Source organism: Bradyrhizobium sp. (assembly GCF_016462955.1).
In the GTDB taxonomy this organism is placed as follows: domain Bacteria; phylum Pseudomonadota; class Alphaproteobacteria; order Rhizobiales; family Xanthobacteraceae; genus Bradyrhizobium.
The window spans coordinates 1-1,932 of record NZ_JAEMSD010000819.1; the positions used below are offsets into that span (position 1 = coordinate 1).

At 66.5% G+C, this 1,932-nt stretch carries 2 protein-coding genes; both read right to left on the reverse strand.

Features of this window, described 5'->3' with window-relative positions; all coding sequences use genetic code 11:
• Nucleotides 1–1,510, reverse strand: a 1,510-nt coding sequence (gene hisS, locus JHD07_RS38790) for a histidine--tRNA ligase (protein WP_291631832.1), incomplete at its 3' end; no start/stop codon positions are given.
• Between the two features lie 161 nt (nt 1,511–1,671).
• A partial coding sequence (locus JHD07_RS38795) for a DUF2314 domain-containing protein (RefSeq protein WP_291631834.1) occupies nt 1,672–1,932 on the reverse strand: 261 nt, incomplete at its 5' end.

The window sequence follows — 1,932 nt, forward strand, 5'->3', positions numbered from 1 at the left end:
TCACGTCATGGCGCGCCAGCACCTCGCGCACCTTGGCGACGAGATCGGCCTCGCTGCATGAGAACTGTGCCGGCCGGCTTTCGCGCCATTCCTGGTTGGAGGCGATCGCGGCCGCCGCCTTGGCGCCCTCGATCAGGTCCTTGACCTGCACCTCGCCCCGCGCCTTTTCATCGGAGCCCTGGATGATGACGCAAGGCGAGTTGCGGCGATCGGCATATTTGAGCTGGTTGCCCATGTTCTTGGGATTGCCGAGATAGAGCTCGGCGCGGATGCCGGCGGTGCGCAAGGATGCCACCATCTTCTGGTAGTCGGCGACCCGGTCGCGGTCGAACACGGTGACGACGACGGGGCCGAATTCCGGCTTGGTGTCGAGCTTGCCGAGCAGCGTCAGCGCGGCCTGCAGCCGCGACACGCCGATCGAGAAACCGGTCGCCGGCACCGGCTCGCCGCGGAAGCGCGAGACGAGGCCGTCATAGCGTCCGCCGCCGCCGACCGAGCCGAAACGCACCGGGCGGCCCTTCTCGTCCTTGGTGTCGAGCAGCAGTTCGACCTCGTAGACAGGGCCGGTGTAATATTCGAGGCCGCGCACGACGGAGGGATCGATCTTGATGCGATCGGCGCCGTAGCCCGACGCCGCCACCAGTTTTGAAATCTCGTCCAGCTCGCTCACGCCGGCCTGCCCGACCTCGCTCTTGGCGAGGTAGGTTGCTGCAGCGGCAATCGCCTCTTTCCAATCGTCGCGCGGCCTGGTGATGGCGAGAACGACGTCGGCTTCAGCCGCGCTCAGATTGGCGCCCTTGGTGAAATCGCCCTTGCCTTCTTCGCCGCCATCCCAGCGTCCGGGCCCGAGCAGCTTGCGCACTTCGTCCGCGGAAAACTTGTCGAGCTTGTCGATCGCACGCAGCACGGTCAGCCTGCGCGCCGCATTTTCCTCACCCGCGAGGCCGATGGCTTCCAGAACGCCATCGAGCACCTTGCGGTTGTTGACCTTCACCACATACTGGCCGCGCGCAATCCCAAGCGCTTCCATCGTATCCGCGGCCATCATGCAGATCTCGGCGTCTGCGGCGGGCGTCGCCGAGCCGACCGTGTCGGCGTCGAACTGCATGAACTGGCGGAAGCGGCCCGGGCCGGGCTTCTCGTTGCGGAAGACGTAGCCGACGCGGTAGCTGCGATAGGGCAGCACCAGCGCGTCGGTGCCGTAGCGCTCGCCGACATAGCGCGCCAGCGGCGCGGTCAAATCGTAGCGGAGCGAAATCCACTGCTCGTCGTCGTCTTGGAACGAGAACACGCCCTCGTTCGGACGATCCTGGTCGGGCAGGAACTTGCCGAGCGCGTCGGTGTATTCCATTGCCGGCGTTTCCACCGGCTCGAAGCCGTAGAGCTCGTAGACGGCGCGGATCTTCTCGACCATCTCGCGCGTCGCCCGGATCGCGGCGGGGTCGCGATCCTCGAGCCCGCGCGGCAGGCGCGCCTTCAGTTTCTGGGGTTTTTTGGGTTTCTCGGCCATGCGCGGCGTTTACCAGCCAGGGCGCGAGGCGGCAACCAGCGTATCGCAGAACTCGTCATGGCCGGGCTTGTCCCGCGATCCACGTGCTTCGCGGGCCGGTCCGGAGACGTGGATGCCCGGGACAAGCCCGGGCATGACGGAGTGTGTGGCGGACGGAATCCCTACGGCTGCTCCATCCGTGCCCTCAGGGCATCGGCGTCCGCCTTCGGCAGCGATTTCAGGGTCGGCTTGATGGTCTCGCCGCCGACGATCTTGCCGTTGCGCATGAACATCCAGTCCGAGATGTCGGCCTCGGCGAACTTGACCTTGTCGCCGGCCCGCTTGCCCGGGATGTCGCGCGGCTCGTTGGCGAAGCGGCCGGAATAAGTGCCATCCGGCAGCTTCTTCACCTCGCCGACCCGCAAGGGCGGCGAGCACATCTG